This is a genomic window from Paenarthrobacter sp. CM16, assembly GCF_013179505.1.
Lineage (GTDB): Bacteria > Actinomycetota > Actinomycetes > Actinomycetales > Micrococcaceae > Arthrobacter.
Genome location: NZ_JABMCX010000058.1, coordinates 1 through 19423, shown reverse-complemented (window position 1 = coordinate 19423; position 19423 = coordinate 1). Strand labels below are relative to the sequence as shown.

The following is a 19423-nucleotide window of genomic DNA, read 5'->3' as shown; positions in this document are numbered from 1 at the left end:
AGAAGTGGCGCGACCTGGAAACGGGCTCCCGCCACGCCGTGGTCAACCCGGCCATTGCCAGTGAAGCCTACGGGCGCGCACTGCTTGGGGTGAAGGAGCAAGTCACTCCACTGATCTAACCGATCCCTGCAAAAGAGGGGCGGAGCCGCACTTAGGCTCTGCCCCTCTTTTGTCGTACAGGTGGAGAGGGTTCTGTTACTGGCCTTCAGCCACAAGGACCTGGGAGCCGAAGACGTCAGCCAGAACCAGGGCTGTCTGGAGCTCGAACCGCCGTTCGGCGATGTCATACCCCAGCAGTTCACTGGCACGTTTTACCCGGTACGCCACCGTATTGCGGGAAACGAATAGAAGCTGCGCTGCGGCATGCGGGGAGCTTTCTTCCTCCAGGTAGCACAGCACAGTGGACCGTAGATCGGCGGCGTTGGCGTTGTCCTTGGCCAGAACCCCAAGCTCCCTCACTACGAAATCTTTGGCAGCGTCCATGTCAGCGGACAACAAAGACGCGATTGCAAGGTCAGCATAGTAGGCATCCCAACCCGCCGGCCGGCTGATCATCCTGAACGTCTGCTCGGCCGCTTTCGCCTCGCGATGGGACCGCCGGAAACCGGCAATGTCTTCCCCGGGTGTCCCGACGGCCATTCGCACGTCCGCCTTCGCCGGCCTGTAGTCACCTGCGGTGGGCCGGGACGGGAAACTGGCGCGGCTGCCCCAAGCCCACACCCTTCCACCGCCAACCGGCATGACCAGCGTCTTGGTCGCACCCATCCGGGCGAGGGCATCCATGGCAGCGGCTTCAAGTTCGGGGGTGTCGGCGCTGTTCCTCACCGGATCAAACCACAACGTCAGTGCGACGTGCTGACGGGAGAGGTCATACCCGAGTTGACGGCTCGCCTCTGCTCTATCGGCACGGCTGCCATCCAACACATGACGGATGATTTCCGCTTTGGCCGCCGCCGCGCTCACGGTCCAACGCTCCCGCTCCGAGAGGTACGTCGCTGCCATTTCACCGGAAAAGTCATCGATGTAGCGGAACAAGTTCTCGGAAATGATCTGCATCTGCTCGACCCGCTCCGCCTCAGGTACCAGCTCCCGGCATGAATCCAGGAATGCTTTGGTCATTTGCGCGTGCCCCAGACGCACACCCCGCAAAACCTTGTCCAGAGAAATGCCCCGACGGACAAAATCAACGTCGCCGCGCAGAGCTTCCTCCGTGATGGCAGGCAGGCCCTCACCCTTGCTGCTAATCCAGATCAACGAACGGATAACTGAGGACTCCGGGCCCATCCGCAGCGATTCAAACTGCTCCGGGCCGCCACCAAAGTCAGGGATCTCCGCAATGATCCTCTCCGTCATCGCGTACCCGACCTGGCAGGCCCACTCGACCGGGCCCTTGCCGAGCCTCTCAACAGCGTCCGCTACCGTCGTCGGCCGACTAGCAGGCTCCGGAATCGCAACACCGGGAATCGGGTGAAGCCTTTGAAGCCACAGATCAGCATCGGTGGCATCAGCGTCATTGCCGGGCACGTCCCACATCCTCTACAAAACGAATAAGCACCCACCCCACGACCTGCATCCGCGCCGGGCCGTAAGAGTTGGGCATCAGCCAGAAGCTTAGCGCCACTGTCCCTCTTACGGCGGCGAGGACTCCAACCAACCGGGGTGCAGAGTGCCGTTGGGACGCTCGGGGGCAACGGGGCCGCATGGTCCGGTGTTGGCGAATCATCTCGTCTGGACTCAAAACCATGATGCGGTGACATGCTGCGGTGCGTGAGTCAACCAAGTGAAATAGGCGCACCTAGGATTGGGGAATGAATTCGTCCACACCACTCGTCCCGCATCAGGCCTACGTGGATGAGGCGAGGCGGCTTCAAGAGAGTGCCGAGTCGTCTGCTCAAGGGCAATTCGAAGCCGCTAAAGCGTGGCGTGCTTCCAACTGGATGCTGGGTGGATTTACAACGGCATCTAGCGGAGTAGCTGGAGTCCTGACGTTCGCTTCAGATGGCCTGCAGACGCTCTCAGGCATTCTGGCCCTCGCGGCGGCCGTTACCGCCGCAACGCATGCAACGCTGCGGCCAGATAAAAAGGCAGAGAAGGCGCAAACGAGCGCCAACGAGTACCTTGCCGTCCAATCCGCGGCACGAAGACTGGCGTTGCTCGACATTCCTGCCGTACCTACAAACGCTAGGGAGATGCTCGAAAAGCTGGCTTCCAGGACCGACGCGATCAACAAATCGGCCGATGCCATTCCCAGGTTCGCATACGTTAGAGGTCAGAAAAACAGAGAACAAGGCGGCCAAACCTACGCTGTGGACGTGGAATGACGACAGCGGCCGCCTATCTTGAGTTTGTTATTGCAACTGCCACTCCGTCGGCGGAGAGCCGGCGCAAGGCCAGCTTGAACCGAGCCAGTATCGACGCGTGGCTTAGTGAGGACCTCGGGATCCTACGAGTATTTGAAACTGGGTCGTGGTCTCATGGGACCGCAGCGGCCCCCTGGAGCGATGTTGACTACTTCGCCTCAATGCCCGGGAGCCGCCCTAACGCTAGCGCAACGGACCTTGAAACCCTACGAAAGTCACTAGCCGTGCGGTTCCCCGGCACGTGGGTGCGTGTCACGAGGCCGGCTGTTGCCATTTCTTTTGCTGAGGCACCAGATGTCGAGTTAACACCAGCGCACATTAGTTGGGATGGCGACTATCTGATCCCGGATCCGCAGGGAAACGGATGGATCAGAAGCAATCCACTTAAGCACAACGAGTACGTCAACCAGACCCGGGACCAGGTTCCGGAGGCCAAAAAATTCATCCGTCTTCTTAAGGAATGGAAATATCAACGCAGAGTTCCCATTTCATCTCTCTATCTAGAGATGAGAGCGGCCAAGTACTTGCGTGAGCACAAACCCTATTTGGTGTTGTGGGACTTGGCAGGGTTCTTCGATGAACTCCACGGCTCCGGGCTTGCCGACATGAACGATCCGAGCCTTTTTGAAGGTCGAAGAATTATTGCATGCTCTTCATCGGACAAATCCAGAGCGGTCGAAGCCGTAGACATCGCAGCGAGGGCTTCACGGCTGGCTCGCGAGTGCCATCTGGATAAGAACGATGAACTGGCCCGAAAAGCCTTGGAGATACTTTTTGAAGCCTAACCGTCACTTGTGGTTAGGCTCTGCGGATTGCGATGGCTTTGGAGCCTTCTTGGATCCGAGCTTCGGCCGCAGCTTTGGCTTCCTCATACGCCCAGGCGTCGACATGACTTGTCTTACCGTCGGGAGCGCTGCCCTATTGATCGTCAAGTGCCAGTAGCCCGAGGGCGGCTCCGGACGGCTTGGGGCTATGCATTCCGTGTCCTTAGGTCCACGGGTCGTGTCCCTGCAGGGCGGGGGAGGGGACCATCATTGCTGTTGCTCTTGCTGTGGCTGAGGCTTTGAGCGTGCGGTAGATATGGCGTGCGAGGTAGCGCTTGACGCAGCGGCGTATTTCCTTGTTGGTTCGCCCTTGGGCGCGTCGTTTTTCGGCGTAGTCACGAGTTTTGGCGTCATGGGTCATTTTGGTGACCGAGACCATGTGCAGGGCACTGTTCAGTGATCTGTCTCCGCCCCGGTTCAGTCGGTGTCTGACCGTGTTCCCGGATGATGCGGGTATGGGATTCACCCCGGCCAGGGATGCGAATGCTGCCTCATTGCGGACTCTTCCTTCGTGCGACCACGCGGTGAGGCACTTCGCGGCGCTGATCGCTGCGAACCCTGTCTCCTCGAGCAAGGGTGCGGCCTCGCTGGCCTTGACCAGCTCATCGAGTTGGTTCTCGTTTACGGTGAGCTGCTCATCGAGGGCCAGGATGTGTCTAGCCAGCCGAACGGCCTCGGCGCGGGCGATGGACAGCGAGAGTTCTTCCTCCCGGGACCGCCACTTTGAGACCTCGGTGATCTGGGCGCCGGTGAGCTTCTTGCGGGCGTCGATGCCCAGGTCATTGCCGCGCACCAGGGCGTTGAGTGCATTGATCGACCGGGTGCGGTCCTTGCTCATGGATCCCCGCGCTGTCACCAGAATCCTCACGCCCTGGCGAACCCCGTCGTGAAGGCGGGGACGGCGAAGCTTGTCCACCGGCAGTGGCAGGGTGGAACTGGCGATCTGGTGGGCGTCCAAGGCATCGGTCTTGCCCACCCCACGGCGCTTCCTGGCATCCATGCGCGGTGCCTCGGCCACAGGAAAGCCGTGGGTGGCCACGGTGCCGGCAAGGATCGCCCCGTAGGACGCGGCACCTTCGATCACCCAGAGAGTATCGGCATTACCGCCGGTGCGGCGGGCGACCCAGTCGATCGCCCGGTTGATCCCGGCCCCGGTAGCTGGGAAATCCCGGGATTCGAGCAGGGCGCCGGTATTTGCGGCGAGGATCGCGTATACGTGGTTACGGGCGTGTGTGTCGACACCGACGACAAATGGATGGGTATGCGCGACGATAGACATTACGGTCATTGGTACCTTTCCTCTTCACGTGGTCATGGCCGTGGGCGGCCGGTACCAGTCCGGGTTGAGGTCACCAAGGAACAGCACTGTGATGGGTCACGCCCCGCAAAAGGGGTGGACAATCTTCTGATCAAGCTACCGAGGTGGGCAGGACAGGTGCCGGCCGGACCACCCCAATGGAGAGACAAATCTACTTGAAGACACCGTGCGGGTCAGTTGTGGGGTGAGTCATCTCCACAGGGCGGACGGCCTGCATCCATCCTGCCAGCCAGTCCCAGACCAGCCACCGTCAAGACTCACAGTTATGGGGGATCCGCAGCTCCATGGCCCGCTCGAAGAGCGCCACCACGACCGGCTCCAAAGTCTGATCAGGCCGGAACTGGTAACCAGGGCAATATGTCCCCCCGTCCAGGAAGATCCGGACGAGCTGTTGCATGACTGGTTCGGGATCCTCGTGCACGGCTGAGAGTCGTTCGCGGACTTGTTCCAGGCTGGGCAGGTGGAACTCGTTGCGGATCCGCTCCCACAACTGCTCAGGGACCGGGGAGCGGTACAGGTCGACCGGCATTAGTTGATGGATTCGAGCTGCCACACGGTGGCCATTGGTTCCCGCCGCAGCGTGAACGTGCGCAGTTCGGCGTTGGCAGAGGGTAGTTTGGCTTGGACTTGCCAGTGTTCGACACTGACCAGATCGCCGGTGCCGATGGCGGCCCGTGCCCTGGTTTCCCACCATGCGTTTCTGGTGAACCAGTGAGCGGTGTGGACGTCGGGATCGACCATCCAGATCCTTCCGTCGTGACGGATCGCCAACGGTGTGCCGTCGGGGCTGAACCGGATATCGACGGCATGGCCGGTGGTGGGGGATTCGGGTGCAAGTGTCATTGCGTTTCCTTTCTTACCTTGGCGCCGGTCAGGCGGCCTTGACGAGGGGGAGTTCGTCCCAGTGGGTGATGTACCTGGGGGAGAGCATGTCGCGTTTCATTGACCAGTCCGGGCCGCCCTTGATCCCGGCATGGCCCAGCCCGATGGATCCGCGGCCGTACCGTTTGGCCACGTCTTCGAGCAGGATTCCGATGCCGCGTTCTTCGTGCGGGTTCTCGAACAGTTCCAAGGGGTTCTGGTTCCCGGACGGGCGAAGGTCGGTGACCATGATCCCGGCCCGGACGTACTTCACACCCTCATGGACCTGGGGGAGCAGTGCGTGGGCTGCCCGGGTCAGCAACACCGGGTCAGCGGTCGGCATCGGCAGCGCCAGGCACACCGAGGGGAAGGATTTTTCGTTGGGGTTGAAGTGCGACGTCGCGGCGAACGCGGTCAGCACTTTGGCTTGCAGGTCGTGTTTGGCCAGGCGTGCGGAGGCCATTTGCGCGTACACGCTCATTACCTGCCGCAACCCCGCGGTTGTGGTGATGGGTGTGGAGAAGGACCGGGAGAAGATCAGCTGGTCTCGGCCGATCCGTTCCTCTTCCATCGGGATACACGGGGTGCCTTGTAGTTCCAAGACGGTGCGCATCATGACGATGGAGAACTTGTCCCGGATAGCGACCGGGTTCGCGCGGGTCAGGTCAGCGATAGTGAAGATCCCCATCGCGTTCAGGCGTTTGGTGAGCCTGGTGGCCACGCCCCAGATTTCGATTACGGACAGCTTGGCCATCAGCGCTTCGCGCTGCTCGGCCGGCACTGACTCCCACCGGCAGACACCGTTGAAGGTCGGGTTGTTTTTTGCCCATTTGTTGCAAAGTTTGGCAAGGGTCTTCGTGGGTGCGATCCCGACGCAGACTGGCACGCCGACGTGCCGCCGGCACGCGGCCTTCATCGTTCGGCCCAAGGCCAGCAGTTCGTCCGGTTCACCTTTGACGCCAAGGAATGCCTCATCGATGGAGTAGACCTCCAGCCAGGCCGAATAGCGGCCCAGCAGCTCCATTACCCTGGCGGATATGTCCCCGTACAGCTCGTAGTTGCTCGACAGGGCCACGAGACCCCATTCCTTGGCCCGGGGCCGGAGCTTGAACCACGGATCGCCCAGCCCGATCCCGAGGCGTTTGGCTTCGGGTGAGCGGGTGACCGCGCAGCCGTCATTGTTGGAGAGCACGATGACCGGCTTGCCCTCCAAGGAAGGGTTGAATGCTCGCTCGGCGGAGGCGTAAAAGCAGTTCACGTCCACGTGCGCGATCTCCTGCATCCGGCGCATCACCGCGGGCTTAGACATTGCGGCTGCCGAGTTCCCGTTTAACGGAAAAGCGCGCGTTACACATGGTGCAGGCACCTCGTGGCCACACCCCAAATCGTCAGTTCCGACAAGGTCGGAACCTCGATATCGGGGAAGCATGGGTTGTCCGCCTGCAGGACCACGCCCGAGGGCGTAATCCGCAGCCGTTTGATCGTCAGTTCTCCGTCCAGGACCGCCACCACCACGGAACCGTCTTTGGGTTCCATTGCCCGGTTCACCACCAGCTCGTCACCGTCGCTGATCCCGGCCCGCTCCATGGACTGCCCGGTGACCCGGACGATGAAGGTGCTGGTGACGTCTTTGACCAGGTGCTCGTTGAGGTCGATCCGGCCGTCAAAGTAGTCCTGGGCGGGCGAGGGATAGCCGGCGGCCACCGCAACCGGTGCCAGCAACGCCGTCTCCAGAGAGAGTCCCGCATCTATCACCCGGGGGCCAACGATCACGCCCACAACACGCCCTTTATTCGAATATGTCTTCGAATCCACTGTACTGCAGCGGCCGGACAATTTAGCCGTCGGGGCGGCGCGGACGGCTTGCACGCCAATAGGGGACAGCTTTGAGCTATGCGGAGGGCTCCACCTGACCCCAGTGGGCACAACCCGTCCAGCGCAAAGCGGAGGGGTACCAGGTTCGGACATGCGGTGGGAGTCCGACGTCTGCGGGGTCCAGCTGCGGGCTCGCAACTGGCGGAGTCCATTGTGCAAAGGAGTAGGTATTCTTGCTCCGCCGGAGGGCAGTCAGTGCAGATGTGATGCTTCGGCGTTCATAGCAGTGACCCAATCATTGTTATGGTGAATCACTGCCCTTGCTGACACTGATTAGCAAGATCTCGCTGGTCTTCTTAGACCCACGGGAACATAATCGCCCACCAAGCAGCGCTGCTGTAGCCGTCTTTGGGTGCTTGTTTCGGCGCGCGCGTGGTCTCATGCTTTGTTTCGGCCGTCTTCGGCTGAGATGTCCTCCGGAGGTTCAGTTTTCTCGTGGCGACGTAGAGTCCTGCCACCATGGCGGCAAAACCGGAGAGGCCGACGAGGATATTGGCTGCGGGGTTTTGCAGGCCGACGCCCAGGAAGAGGATTACGAAGCCTGCAATCGTGATGAGGACGCCGCCGACGATAGTGAGGACAGATGTGGGGGCGACTGGCTCTGGTTCCATTACTTTGGCGAACTCGGGGTCGTCCTGCTTGAATTGCTGCTCGAGTTGATTGAGCATCTTCTGCTCGTGGTCGGTGAGTGCCATTAGTTGCTCCTGCCTGATCCAGGCGTCAAGGGAGCCGATGCACACCCGGGGGTCCAGAAGTGTCTGATTCGAAGCGGGTGTTTGGTGGTTGTGTCTGAATGGCGGATTGCCATTGGGTCTTCTCTCTTGTTCATCCAGAGGGCGGTGGAGCACAGCTATCGCTGGCGCGGTTTGAGCTTTTGGTGGCTCCGCGCCGGTCGAGGAAGGACTATTCACTCCTGTGGAGCGGTTAGATGTCCTGCCCTCGACCGGCTGGGGAGCCGTGGGGAGTCCGGGGTGCTAGCGGGTTTCTCGCCCGTAGGTCTCCAGGAGGCGGAGCCATATTTCGCTCACGGTCGGGTACGCGGGGACAGCGTGCCAGAGTCTGTCCAAGGGGATCTCGGCGACGATTGCGATGGTTGCTGCGTGTAGCAGTTCACTGACGTCGGGACCTACGAAGGTGACGCCCAGGACGACTTTCCGTGCTTCATCGACCACCATTCGGGCGGTGCCCTTGTAGCCTTCGGCGTGTAGGCCGGCGCCGGCCACGTTTCCTATTTCGTAGTCGACAACGCGGATGTCGTAACCGGCCTTTGCGGCAGCATGGGCGGTCAGTCCAACAGAGGCAATTTCGGGATCTGTGAAGGTGACCTGTGGTACTGCTGCGTGGTCGGCTGTTGCAACATGTCGGCCCCACGGGGCGGCATCCACTGCTGCCCCTGTTGCCCTGGCGACGATGACGTCGCCTACAGCCCGGGCCTGGTACTTGCCCTGGTGGGTGAGCAGTGCCCGGTTCGTTACATCGCCTGCGGCGTAGAGCCAGTTATGGCCGGGAACCCGCAAGGTGTCGTCCGTCTCGATCCACTCGCCTGGGGTGAGCCCTACACTGCCAAGCCCGGCGTCGCCGGTGTTGGGTGTGCGGCCGGTTGCGACGAGCACTTCCTGTGCCGTGATGGTTTGACCGTCGCTGGTTTCGACCGTGACGGCGTTCCCGTTGCGGTGGACGCTGGTCGTTTTGGTGTCCAGGAGCAGGTTGACGCCTTGATCTCGGAGTGCGGCGCCGACTTGCTCACCGGCGAACGGTTCCATGGTGGTCAGGAGACCGCTGCGGGAAATCAAGGTCACTTCCGTCCCGAATCCGGCAAACGCTGCCGCCATCTCGGTGGCGACGACGCCTCCGCCGATGATAGCGAGGCTTTCAGGCACTGTCTTGATGCTGGTGGCTTCCCGGCTTGTCCAAGGTTGCGCATCTGCCAGCCCTTCGATGTCGGGGACAAGGGCACCTGACCCGGTCGCCACTGCCACGGCATGCCGGGCGGTGATTTCCCTGGTTGACCCGTCAGCGGCGGTGACAGTGACCCGCTTGGTTCCGGTGATACGGCCGTGGCCCCGGATCAGGCCAATCCCGGCGCTGTCGAGCCATTGGACCTGTCCGGCGTCTGACCAGTTGCTGGTGTAGTAGTCCCGTCGTGCCAGAACTGCTTCAATGTTGAGCTGCCCTGTGACAGCCTCGGCGGCACCCGGGAGTTGGCGGGCTGCGCGAAGAGCTTGGGTGGAGCGCAGCAGGACTTTGGAGGGCATGCACGCCCAGTAGGAGCATTCTCCGCCGACGAGTTCGTTCTCCACGATGACGGCTGTGAGGCCGCCTTGGACGGCGCGGTCGGCGATGTTTTCTCCGACTGCGCCGCCGCCAAGGATGATCAGGTCATATTCTGCGGACCCGTGGTCGCTCATCGTCCGGGCGCCCTGGTGAGGACTTCCTGAAGGAACCAGCCGTTGCCGTCCGGGTCGCTGAAGGATGCAAAGGAGCCGTAGTCTGACCTGTCCGGGGATGGGCCACTGACGCGGTTCCGTCCGCCGGGTTGGTGGAAGAGCCCGTCGGCGTCATGCCAGACTTCGCTGATGTCGATCCCGCGACGGTGTAGTTCTGCCTGTGCGGCGACGATGTCCTTGACGATGAGGTGGAGGTTCTGGACCGAGCCGGGTGCAGATTCCGTGACGCCCTTGCCGAAGATGATGGACATTTCCGAACCGGGCGGGGTGAGCTGGATGATTCTGAAGTTCTCGCTGATGTTGAAGTCCGCGTCCAAGCGGAAGCCAGCTTTCTCGTAGAAGTCCTTGGCCCGGTCGACGTCGGTGACGGGAAGTACGAGGACTTCTAGTTTCAGTTCCAGGGTGCTGGTTTCCTTGGGCTTCTCTTCTGCCGCCAGGGCCAGGTTGTAGCCGTCATTGGCCAGTGCTTGGCTCATGTGGTCGGCGTACCAGGTGGGCCACTCGACGTCGTGGACACCGCCCAGGACGGTGGCCTCGTAGACGCCGTGATCGGTCGCGGCTTGGTCGAGGGCGTTCTTCAGGATTTCCGTGGTGGGGACAGACATTGTGATGCTCCTTGTGCGTGGGTTGGATGGTCGGGCTGGGGCTAGTTGGCGGGTCGGAGATCCTGGAGATCCAGGAGGATTGCGGCGAAGTTGTGCAGGCCGTTGTTGTCCTTATCGCGCAGGAGGACACGGCGGCGGGTGGGGGCGGTCAGTCCTCGGAAGTCTTTGTGTTCGGAGGTGTAATGGGCGACTTCGGCCCAGCCGTTGACTTCGACGTCGTAGTCCATCCGCCGCTGTTCGCCCGTCTCAGAGTCGAAGTAGTAGGTCTGGACCTTGCTGTGGCTGTGGATGGAATCCGGGAAGGTCACTTCGAGCCGGCGCCATGTCTCTCCGTCTTCGGACCAGGGATCGATTTCGCGTGTCTTCACTCCGGGGAGGGTGAAGAGCTGCGGTTCGGCCAGGTACGTCCATGTTGCGTAGGAAATGAAGTAGCCCATTTGGGTCGGTGACCACTGTGTGTCTCCGAGGTAACCGGCCATGCTGCGGCGGGGTGCCGAAAGGCTGTCCACCACTTCGCCCGTTTCGTCGGTGATGGTCACAAGGTCTTGGGCAGCGTCGAAATGCAGGGTACGGCCGGGCCCGAAGGGGGTGATGCTGATGCGCTGCCGGGTGAGGTCGGCTTTGACTGTCACGTCTCCGAGCAGGTCCGGCTGGCCCTTGAAAGGCCAGAAAACGCCGTGGACTCGGACCTTGGCCGAGACGCTGCGGACGCCGTCCCAGGATGGTGCGGTATTTCGCTTGGCGTGGATGAATTCGATGAGGTCGTTCATGATCTTCTTCTTTCGAGTTTGTTGGGGGATTGAAAGCGGCAGGGTGAATTAGTTGTGGTCGAGCTCAGAGAAGAGGCCGGTGAATGTGCCGCCAGTTTCGGTGAGCTTTTGGAAGAACGCGCCTGCTTGGGCGGTGGTAACGGCGTGGGAAGCTGCCGCGTAGTCGGGGAAGTAAAGGTCCAGGGTCCGGTAGGCCGGTGTTGGGGTGGTGTCCTCCTTGGGCCAGACCTTTGCCGACTCGGTCCGGACCAAGCCGGGGAGGTCTTTTGCCAGGGCCAACAGCGCCGGCACGTGGTGTTCGAATGCTTCTGGTGCTTCCGGGTTGTCGATGATGAGTGTGATTTTCGTCTGCACTGCTTTTGTCCTTCTGTTGGGATGGGTTGGTGCTAGTTCTTCTGCAGGAAGGCGAGAACCTCAGCAGCGAACTCTTGGGGGTACTGGAAGAGGAATCCGTGGTTGGCGTTCGCATAGATGGTGAGTTCGGAATGCGGGATTGCAGCGGCCAACAGGTAGGAGTTGGCGGTGGGCACCATGATGTCGTTGTCCCCGTTTGCTACCAGGGTGGGTGCCTGGATCGAGGTCAATCGGTCCAGCCTGGCCGGATTCGGGATGCCCCATTCGATGATGGCGGCGGATTGGATGTCCCGGGCTGCCAGGGAGACATCGGCGTCCCTGTCTTCTGCCCGGGTGAAGATGCGGCCGACGAACTCTTCGCCCTTCTTCCTGCTTTCAGGGGAGGGGTTGAAGAAGAGGAAGTGGATGTCTTCGGCATCCTGGACGTCCTTCATTGCGTGGGCGTGGGGTTCATCTGCCCAGCCGTGCATGTTTTCCCCGCCTTCAGGACCGGTACCGGCCAGAATGATTCGGCGGACCAGGTCCGGGCGCTGCAGGGCGACTTCCTGTGCTACATACCCGCCGATGGAGAAGCCAAAGAGGTCTGCTTGGTCCAGGCCGAGAGCGTCGATGAAGGTCAGCGCATCGTGGCCGAAGTCCTTGAAGGTTGCCGGGGTCGTTCCGGTTGAGAGGGCTATTCCACTGGCATCGAACAGGATGACCTCCCGTTCGGCGGCGATCGCGTCAACGAGCGCTGGATCCCAGTTATCGAGATTCCCGCGGAAGTGCTGGAAGAAGACGATGGGCGTGGTGCCTGCTTGGCCAAACCGGCGGTAGGCGTACGTGGTGCCGTTGGCACCTGCAATAAAGAGGTTCGGGGCAGTGTATTGCGACATGAAACAGCCTTTCAAAAGAAGTAGTAGACCGGTCGTCTACCTTGGGTGATAGAAGGGGCGACGCCTGGAGGGGCCGGCGCTTAGGCCAAGACGTCGGAGCAGACGGTTTCCAAAAATCCGTCGAGAGGCGTCCGTGAACGTGTCAGCTTGGAACGGGCGACGGCGCCTTCGAAACCAGCAATGATGAAGCCGGCGAGCCGTCGCGGGTCGCTGTGGTTGGAGATCTCCCTTTCAGTTTGCGCCTGGGCAATTGCCTTCGCAAGCTTGCCGGTCCACAGTTCGAGTGAGCGTTCGACCGCCGCGGTGACGGTTGCGCTTTGGGAGGGCATCTCGGTTGAGAAGTTACCCAGCAGGCAGCCCCGCTGGAAGTCATCCAGCTCGGCCATCGTGGTAATGAAGGTCAGGTGTTCCTTGATCCGCGACAGCGGGGACGGCGAACCCTTGTCGAGCAGGTCATAGTTGATTGTTGCTTCGTAGAGCTTCACCGTTTCGGCGGCGAGAGCTTCCTTGCTTTCAAAGAAGTGATAGAAGGAGCCCTTGGGGACTCCGGCCGCCCGGGTGATGTCCGATACCCCGGTCGCCGAATATCCATTCGCGTGAAAGAGATCAAGTGCCGTGCTGGCGATTCGATCCTTGGTGCCCGTGCTCATCTTTGATCCTTCGGTCGGGGTGATATCTATAGAATAGACCGGTCGTCTAGTAATGGCAATAGGTGAATTGATATTCAATCGGACGTGATCCGCGACAGCTTGGGTTGGGCGGCTCAGGACCCCTCCGGGGGCATCTGCAGATCGCCGAACGCACGGCTGCAGATCGCCGGTGTGCTTACCGGCTGCCGGGCCTCGCTGCGTTTCCGAGGTCAATGAGGGTGTCGGGGGATTTGGGGTGGTTCCATGCAGTTGCGGATGCTGTCATTTCCCGCCCGCATGACTGGCAGGTGATACCGGAGAGCGATTCCGTGCCGCAGGCGGTGCAGATGATCCGCAGCGTATTCGCGCTGGGTGCCTTGGTATGGCTCTTCGCCCAGGCGGCCAGGGCATGCAGGACAGGTAATGCGTCAACACCTGCTGCCGTCAGCAGGTACTCCTTCCGGGGGCTTGCCCCGCCCCCGTATGGCTCGGCTGTGAGCACGCCGGCGGTGCTGAGGCGGCGTATGCGATCGCTCAAGACCTTGTCGGCGACGCCCAGTTGCTTCTTGATGCCGTCGAACCGATTGTTTCCCATGAAGATTTCCCGGAGCACCAGCACCGCCCATGGGTCGCCAAGAACATCTGCGGCTCGTGCGATGGGGCATGTATCTTCTGACCAGCTTGTACGTAATGGCATGAGTTCCTCCCTTGAAGCCCTGCTTGAATCGTAATTGACTTTCTTCAAGCAAGTCTGTTTACTTTCTTAAAGAAAGTATATGAGTGGATGACGGGTGCCGCAAGAACGTGCGGACGACACCAAGTCCCTCTGTCACGCTCCCTCGCGGCCCGCGATTGCGTCTCTGCTTCTTACGGGCAGGTGGTCAGCCCTGCAATCGAGGGTTGATGCCAGCCGCAAGGCGACTCCTGCTACACCGCTATCCAGCGAACCGCCGCTTCCGGACCCACGGGGCCGCCGCAGCCTCGCCATCACCAGGCGTGAACCACTTACCCATACGACAGGACATGACTCATGAACCGAACCACTTTTAACGACGATGACCTGGCGTGGGCCGCCGTTGGCGGGGACGCCTATGTCGAAGCCACCACCAGTTTTAACCTGGCCCCGAGTATTTCTCCGGGTTTCGCCGCAACTGTGAAGACAATTCCCGAGGTGCAGGCCATTCTTGCAGCGGCCTCGGCCCGGGACCTCCAAGTCAGAGTGCACGCCACAGGCCATGCCGCCGGCGGCGCCGCTCCGTTCTGCGATGAGGACATGCTCATCCGGGTGCGAATGGCGGGCGAGGTATCCGTTGACCCGGCTGCGAAGTCGGCGGTCATCCCTGCCGGCTCGACCTGGGGAGAAGTCATTGCCGCCGCGAGCCCGCACGGGCTGGCACCCCTGCATGGATCATCACCTTCGGTCGGTGCCATCGGATATCTCCTGGGTGGAGGCCTGAGCCTTTACGGCCGCCGTTACGGTGTTGCCTCGAACTCGGTTACCTCCATTACCCTGGTCACCGCCGACGGCTCTGTCGTAACGGTGGACCACCGTCACGACCGCGCACTCTTCGACGCGCTGCGGGGCGGCGGCGGTGGATTTGGCGTCGTGGTGTCAGCGACCATCGACCTTATTGAAGCCGATGCAGTGTTCACTGGTGCTACGTTCTGGCCAGCGTCCGAGGCGGCCTACGTGCTTGAGGCGTGGGAAAAATGGGCGGAAAAGGCCCCATGGGTGGCCTCAACGGCTTTTCGGGTGATGAGTTTCCCACCTGTCCCGGGGATTCCACCCCAGCTCACCGCAGGACCTGTCGTGTGTATTGACGGCGCCGTGCTTGATGAAGCGGGACGGACCGGGGCGGAGATAGCTGCCGAGTTGCTCGAACCGCTGCGTCGGCGTACCCAACCTCTCTTCGATACGTGGCACGCCGGCGTGCCCACTGACGTTGCCGAAACGCACATGGATCCGCCGGAGCCGCTTCCATTCCATGCGGATCACCAGATGCTCACCCGCCTTGGCGCCGAGGGGCGGGAGGCGCTGCTGTCCATTGCAGGAACCACCGCCGGGTCCTCGCTGGTCACCGTTGAACTCCGCCAACTCGGCGGAGCCTTTTCCGTCCCCGACCCCAGGGGCGGCGTGGTCAACTCACTGCCGGGGTCGTATGCCGCGCTTAGCGTAGGAGTCCTGGCCGGACCGGTCACCGGCCCGTCCGTCCTGGACCAGTTATCCGCCTTGCGCAAGGCTATGGGTCCATGGGACACAGGACTGACCGTCCCCACCTTTGTGGAGCAATTCGATGCTCCGCAAAAATCCTTCGATGCCGGGGTTGCCGCGAAAGTGGGGGAGGTTCGACGGCGCGTTGACCCTAAAGGGCTATTCAGCGGCGATGTAGCAGCCCAGACGCTCACCCGCTGACGTCGAAGGCGGCCGACGCGGTCTACCCCCGTCGGCCGCCGCCGAACTTATCAGCGGAACCGGTCATCGTCGGAAAAAGCTCCAACCATGCCCGTTACTGAGGGGCCGCCGCCGGGGGGGTCGCTGGCCGGCCCATAGAGGTACTCAGTGAACCCCTCTGAAGCAGCGTGGGGAAGCGTCTCCCTCCGTGCACCATCCTTGACGGCGGCTGCAGCCCTCCCGGGAGCATTGCTCCCCAAGGCGCATCCACTGGCCAGTGCGAGGCCGGCCAGGCTGACCGCGAATATGTGTCTCATCCAACTCCTTCTATTCTCAGCGCGGCGGCCCGGTCCACCGGATGAAGAACCGGCCGCCCACCAAAGGCCCTTGACTTTCTTCAAGAAAGCTTCTTTACTTTCTTTAAGAAAGCTTATGCGCTGACGGTGGGAGACGCAATGACGCCGCTTGCCGGGATTGAAGGAGACTGCAGTGAGCACGACACAGCCGGCACCGGACGTAGCATCAACCCGTTTCCTCTCCTCGAAGACAGTGAGGGGAATGGTGCCGTTGGGCTTGTTTGGAATCCCGCTCGGCTTGGCGGGGCTGGGAGGTGTTTGGTCCGCGGCAAGGACAGGGCTGGGGGTCCCTGTATGGCCGGAAGAGATTCTCTTCGGGGTCAGCAGCGCCCTATGGGTTGTGCTGACAGCCACTTACCTCAAGCGCGGACTGAACCGGAAGGGCGCCTTTCAGGCTGACCTCAAGCATCCGGGAGGTGGCCCGTTTGCATCGTTGATTCCGCTGGTAGGGATCCTTCTTGTGGCCCACTACAGTGGCTATCTGCCAGCCGTGGGCGTATGGGTTCTCTTCGCCCTTGTCGCCGCTCTAGCCGTCGTCGCTACGCAGCTGCTCGCCCACTGGGTTACAGGTGGTGTGAACATGGATTCCATCCATCCCGGGTACTTCCTCCCAGTGGTGGCCGGCCCCTTCGTCGCAAGCATCGGATTTACAACTGTTCACGCTCCTGAGGTAGCTCTGGCTGCCTTTGGAGTGGGCGCATTCTTCTGGCTTGTCCTGGGAACGGTCGTGACGATCAGGCTGATGACAGGCGGGCCTCTGCCGCCATCCGCCGTTCCGGCGTTGTCGGCTTACCTAGCCGCACCGGCGACGGCCAGCGTTGCATGGCATATTGCACATCCCGGCAGCGCCGGTCCGTTCCAGTTGGGCCTCTCCGGGGTGCTGGTCATGATGATTCTCATGCAGGTTCTTCTGATCGGGGTCTACCGCAAGCTGACCTTTTCGTCCCTGTTCTGGGTGTTCACGTTCCCCGTGGCGACAACCAGCAACTACGCAGTCCGGTGGTTGACCACATCCGCCATTCCGGGCCGCGAAATCTACGCGTGGGCGATTCTGGCCCTGGCCAGCACCTTTGTCTTGATCATCGCTGGCCTTACTATCGCCTCTCTGCTCCGCGGATCGACTCCTGCAAGCCCCGAGGAGAACAAGGAGCCAACTGCAAAATCACAGCCTCGGAAGGCACTGGCCACCGCAGGGAAAGCATCTTTGCCGGCACTAACGATGTCAGCGGCCAAGCCACTTCCGCTCAGCGTTGCCACTCAAAGTCACTTCTTCGTTCGCGTGCGACCAGCAGTTAAAGAATAAGCGGATGTGAGTTCGACGTCGGAAGGGTCCAGTTCGGGCCTCGCCCGAAGCATGGAAAGTGGATGTCGGAACGATTTGCCGGACCACGCGACGTCGGCTGCTACCTCAACCACGATCGGTTCTATCAGTGTCAGGTGAACCAGGCCTTTATCCTTGCTGAATCTGTTCAGTGAGGATTCACTGATTTCCTTCGGCCACGGGTGCCCGGGCTGCGCCGGGCGGAGCTGGCGCGCCAGCTCCCGAGCGATCTTCGTTGAGAGCACCGTGGAGCGGCCGACGATGCGCAGCTGTCCATCAAGAGGTAGCCCGGCGATGATCGCCTGCGGCTGGCTCAGCGGGCCAATGACGGCCGCGCACACCACGTCCAAGACGTCCCTATGCTTGACCTTCAACCACGCCCTGGCCCCGGGCTCGTAGGTCTGGGCTCCGCCCTTGACCACGATTCCTTCCACGCCGGTGGCTGGTAAATCCCGCAGCCAGGTCTGTGCCAGTTCCCGGTCTGTTGTGGTGGGGGAGAGGTTCAGCGGGGCGGTCCATTCGCGGGCAAGCTCCTCGAGCAAGGACCGGCGTCCGGTGAACGGCACGCTCCTGATGTCTTGCCCGGCGACGGCCAGGACGTCGAAGGCCGCGAAAGAGGCCGGCAATTCGTGAACCAGAGCCAGCATCGCCGCCCGGGACGTGACCATCCGGCGCTGCAACGCGTCGAAGTCCAGACGGTCCCCGTTCCAAATGACGGCTTCACCGTCGATAACGCACCCTGGCGGGATCTGCGCTGCAGCGGCAGCGGCAAGATCAGGAAACACCCTCGTGAGCTCTTTGCCCTGCCGGGACCAGAGCGTCACGGATTCGGCGTCCACGACAAGGACCGCCCTGGTTGTTAACTGCACTTTGTGTTGGTCTTTTGACAATCAAAGGCAGGGAAGCTGGGCAGTTTCACTTGGGTAAGGCCATCAACTCCGAAGCTGGCTTGCCGTACCGTGTGAATTTCCCGGAGACAGAACACGAAGTCGCTTCGTCATTTCTGCGCGATCTGTTGGCCTCTGATTGTTCGCCATTGTAGCCCGGATGCCGGGAGGTGCCCGGTTCCGGGCCACCTAATAAGTCTTCCAGCATACTGACTAGCACAACTAGTCAGTATGCTGATTGTTTACTAAGGTTGGGGTGAACTGATCCGCAGGACCGGAGGCCTCCTATTCCTGGATTATCAGCACCGGCCAAGCAACTCGCCGCCGCAAACGCGCTGGCACGGATCATTCTGGCCTTATCACTGCTGGTTGTCCTGGCCACTTCGACAGTCTTGTGCCTGCAGATGGAACATGACCCAAGCCCGGCAACGCCTGTGGCGTCGACGGCTGAAGATCTGCACGGTCCGGTGGCCTCAGCCCTGAAGACGCTTTCGGGGGAGACCCGCAGCGGCATCCCGATCCATCGTTCCTGTTGCTGTCAGCCTGTGCCTCAACCTGAGGCCATCCTCCCTGGACAGCGCATCACCCCGGAACCTGCCACAGGTTCGGCTTCCAGCGGAAAACCGATCATCGAGGGCAGTTACGTACCGCCGGAATGTTTTGAACAAACTCTGGTGTGTCCCGAACACCTCAGACCCTCGTTGACTGCTCTCTCCATCAGCCGGACGTAAAGGAACCAAGGTCTGATGGACGAAGTTCCCTCCTGCCGCTCCCTTGCGGCGATCACCAGCTATACCCATTGGCCCGCGCTGACCTGCTTCAGTGCACCATGTATATGAGGAGTAATGAAATGACCCACCATGTAAAGTCCATGCTCGATACCTACCCTCAGGATCTTGGCGGGGTAGACAAAGAAAAACTCGCCCAGTGCATCGAGGCCTGCTTCGAATGCGCCCAAATGTGCACCGCGTGCGCTGACGCCTGCCTGAGCGAAGACATGGTCGCAGACCTGACCAAATGCATCCGCACCAACCTGGACTGCGCGGATATCTGCGCCGCGACCGGCAACGTCTTGTCCCGGCACACAGGCTATGACGCCAACCTCACTCGCGCCGTCCTGGACGCCTGTCGCACTGCCTGCAAGGCCTGTGGTGACGAATGTGAACGGCACGCCGGAATGCATGAGCACTGCCGGGTCTGCGCAGAAGCCTGCCGCCGTTGCGAGACAGCATGCCAGGAGCTGCTGTCCTCACTTGGCTAACCAGCAAGGCATATGAGAAGAGGCCTGTTGATCAACCCGGGCCCGAAAACCCGGTGAAACCCTTCGGATGCCGTCCACACGGCCCCCGAAGGGACACCGGTTGGAAAGGAGTTCCCTCATGAGTGTAGAAAAGTACCCCGGCAACGGACCTGACGGAGCGGTCGGAAGCGGGCGCAAGAAGATGGAACAACCCTCGGAAGGCATGTCAAATACCGCCCAGCACAACCAAACTGGGCGCGACACCGAAGGCCATGGATCGGCACGGATGTACGTGAAATTCGGCGTCAT

At 61.3% G+C, this 19423-nt stretch carries 21 protein-coding genes; 5 read left to right on the top strand and 16 right to left on the bottom strand.

Going from position 1 to position 19423, the window contains the following annotated elements; genetic code table 11:
• Positions 1-195 precede the first annotated feature (195 nt).
• Entirely contained in the window at positions 196-1524 is a 1329-nt protein-coding gene (locus HP499_RS25450; RefSeq protein ID WP_172323326.1) for a helix-turn-helix domain-containing protein, read from the bottom strand.
• Positions 1525-1808: 284 nt separating this feature from the next.
• Between HP499_RS25450 and HP499_RS07300 the strand changes: the two genes are divergently transcribed.
• The gene (locus HP499_RS07300; RefSeq protein WP_172323324.1) at positions 1809-2321 is read left to right on the top strand and encodes an SLATT domain-containing protein; all 513 of its coding nucleotides are present in this window, start codon (positions 1809-1811) and stop codon (positions 2319-2321) included.
• Positions 2318-3145 carry a hypothetical protein gene (locus HP499_RS07295; protein ID WP_172323322.1) on the top strand — a complete coding sequence of 276 codons (828 nt, stop codon included), beginning with the start codon at positions 2318-2320 and terminating at the stop codon, positions 3143-3145. The genes HP499_RS07300 and HP499_RS07295 overlap by 4 nt, the downstream gene beginning before the upstream one ends.
• A 202-nt stretch (positions 3146-3347) precedes the next feature.
• Here HP499_RS07295 and HP499_RS07290 read toward each other — a convergent pair whose 3' ends face one another.
• From HP499_RS07290 to HP499_RS07230, 13 genes are all read right to left on the bottom strand, one after another.
• The gene (locus tag HP499_RS07290) at positions 3348-4472 is read right to left on the bottom strand and encodes an IS110 family transposase (protein ID WP_253951450.1); all 1125 of its coding nucleotides are present in this window, start codon (positions 4470-4472) and stop codon (positions 3348-3350) included.
• 280 nt (positions 4473-4752) lie between these two features.
• Complete coding sequence (locus HP499_RS07285; RefSeq protein WP_216659824.1) at positions 4753-5031, bottom strand: hypothetical protein; 279 nt, start codon at positions 5029-5031, stop codon at positions 4753-4755.
• Positions 5031-5345 carry a hypothetical protein gene (locus HP499_RS07280; protein ID WP_172323321.1) on the bottom strand — a complete coding sequence of 105 codons (315 nt, stop codon included), beginning with the start codon at positions 5343-5345 and terminating at the stop codon, positions 5031-5033. Before HP499_RS07280 ends, HP499_RS07285 begins: the two co-directional genes overlap by 1 nt.
• A gap of 28 nt (positions 5346-5373) precedes the next feature.
• Positions 5374-6672: a Y-family DNA polymerase gene (locus HP499_RS07275; protein ID WP_172323319.1), complete on the bottom strand. Its 1299-nt coding sequence runs from the start codon at positions 6670-6672 to the stop codon at positions 5374-5376.
• A gap of 38 nt (positions 6673-6710) precedes the next feature.
• Positions 6711-7142, bottom strand: coding sequence for a LexA family transcriptional regulator (locus tag HP499_RS07270; RefSeq protein ID WP_172323317.1), 432 nt, complete (start codon positions 7140-7142; stop codon positions 6711-6713).
• A gap of 392 nt (positions 7143-7534) precedes the next feature.
• A complete protein-coding gene (locus HP499_RS07265; RefSeq protein ID WP_172323315.1) occupies positions 7535-7933 on the bottom strand; it encodes a DUF3040 domain-containing protein in 399 nt (132 codons plus the stop codon).
• Between the two features lie 279 nt (positions 7934-8212).
• Positions 8213-9646 (bottom strand): NAD(P)/FAD-dependent oxidoreductase, encoded by a 1434-nt coding sequence (locus HP499_RS07260; protein WP_172323313.1) that lies wholly within the window; start codon positions 9644-9646, stop codon positions 8213-8215.
• Positions 9643-10290 carry a VOC family protein gene (locus HP499_RS07255; RefSeq protein WP_309138350.1) on the bottom strand — a complete coding sequence of 216 codons (648 nt, stop codon included), beginning with the start codon at positions 10288-10290 and terminating at the stop codon, positions 9643-9645. Before HP499_RS07255 ends, HP499_RS07260 begins: the two co-directional genes overlap by 4 nt.
• 41 nt (positions 10291-10331) lie before the next feature.
• A complete protein-coding gene (locus tag HP499_RS07250; protein ID WP_172323312.1) occupies positions 10332-11060 on the bottom strand; it encodes a hypothetical protein in 729 nt (242 codons plus the stop codon).
• Between the two features lie 48 nt (positions 11061-11108).
• Positions 11109-11414, bottom strand: a complete 306-nt coding sequence (locus HP499_RS07245; protein WP_172323310.1) for an EthD family reductase — start codon at positions 11412-11414, stop codon at positions 11109-11111.
• A gap of 32 nt (positions 11415-11446) precedes the next feature.
• On the bottom strand, positions 11447-12289 hold the full coding sequence (locus HP499_RS07240; RefSeq protein WP_172323308.1) for an alpha/beta fold hydrolase: 843 nt from the start codon (positions 12287-12289) through the stop codon (positions 11447-11449).
• A gap of 80 nt (positions 12290-12369) precedes the next feature.
• Positions 12370-12939 carry a TetR/AcrR family transcriptional regulator gene (locus HP499_RS07235; RefSeq protein WP_172323306.1) on the bottom strand — a complete coding sequence of 190 codons (570 nt, stop codon included), beginning with the start codon at positions 12937-12939 and terminating at the stop codon, positions 12370-12372.
• A gap of 175 nt (positions 12940-13114) precedes the next feature.
• Positions 13115-13615, bottom strand: coding sequence for a helix-turn-helix domain-containing protein (locus HP499_RS07230; protein WP_172323304.1), 501 nt, complete (start codon positions 13613-13615; stop codon positions 13115-13117).
• 333 nt (positions 13616-13948) lie between these two features.
• Here HP499_RS07230 and HP499_RS07225 point away from each other — a divergent pair, with 333 nt between their 5' ends.
• A complete protein-coding gene (locus tag HP499_RS07225) occupies positions 13949-15331 on the top strand; it encodes an FAD-binding protein (RefSeq protein WP_172323302.1) in 1383 nt (460 codons plus the stop codon).
• A 50-nt stretch (positions 15332-15381) separates the two neighbouring features.
• Here HP499_RS07225 and HP499_RS07220 read toward each other — a convergent pair whose 3' ends face one another.
• Positions 15382-15627 (bottom strand): hypothetical protein, encoded by a 246-nt coding sequence (locus HP499_RS07220; RefSeq protein ID WP_172323300.1) that lies wholly within the window; start codon positions 15625-15627, stop codon positions 15382-15384.
• Positions 15628-15799: 172 nt separating this feature from the next.
• Between HP499_RS07220 and HP499_RS07215 the strand changes: the two genes are divergently transcribed.
• Positions 15800-16969, top strand: a complete 1170-nt coding sequence (locus HP499_RS07215) for a TDT family transporter (protein ID WP_309138349.1) — start codon at positions 15800-15802, stop codon at positions 16967-16969.
• Here HP499_RS07215 and HP499_RS07210 read toward each other — a convergent pair.
• Positions 16930-17856 carry an ATP-dependent DNA ligase gene (locus HP499_RS07210; protein WP_309138348.1) on the bottom strand — a complete coding sequence of 309 codons (927 nt, stop codon included), beginning with the start codon at positions 17854-17856 and terminating at the stop codon, positions 16930-16932. The genes HP499_RS07215 and HP499_RS07210 overlap by 40 nt on opposite strands.
• Before the next feature lie 868 nt (positions 17857-18724).
• Here HP499_RS07210 and HP499_RS07205 point away from each other — a divergent pair.
• Positions 18725-19135: a four-helix bundle copper-binding protein gene (locus tag HP499_RS07205; protein ID WP_172323296.1), complete on the top strand. Its 411-nt coding sequence runs from the start codon at positions 18725-18727 to the stop codon at positions 19133-19135.
• Positions 19136-19423 lie beyond the last annotated feature (288 nt).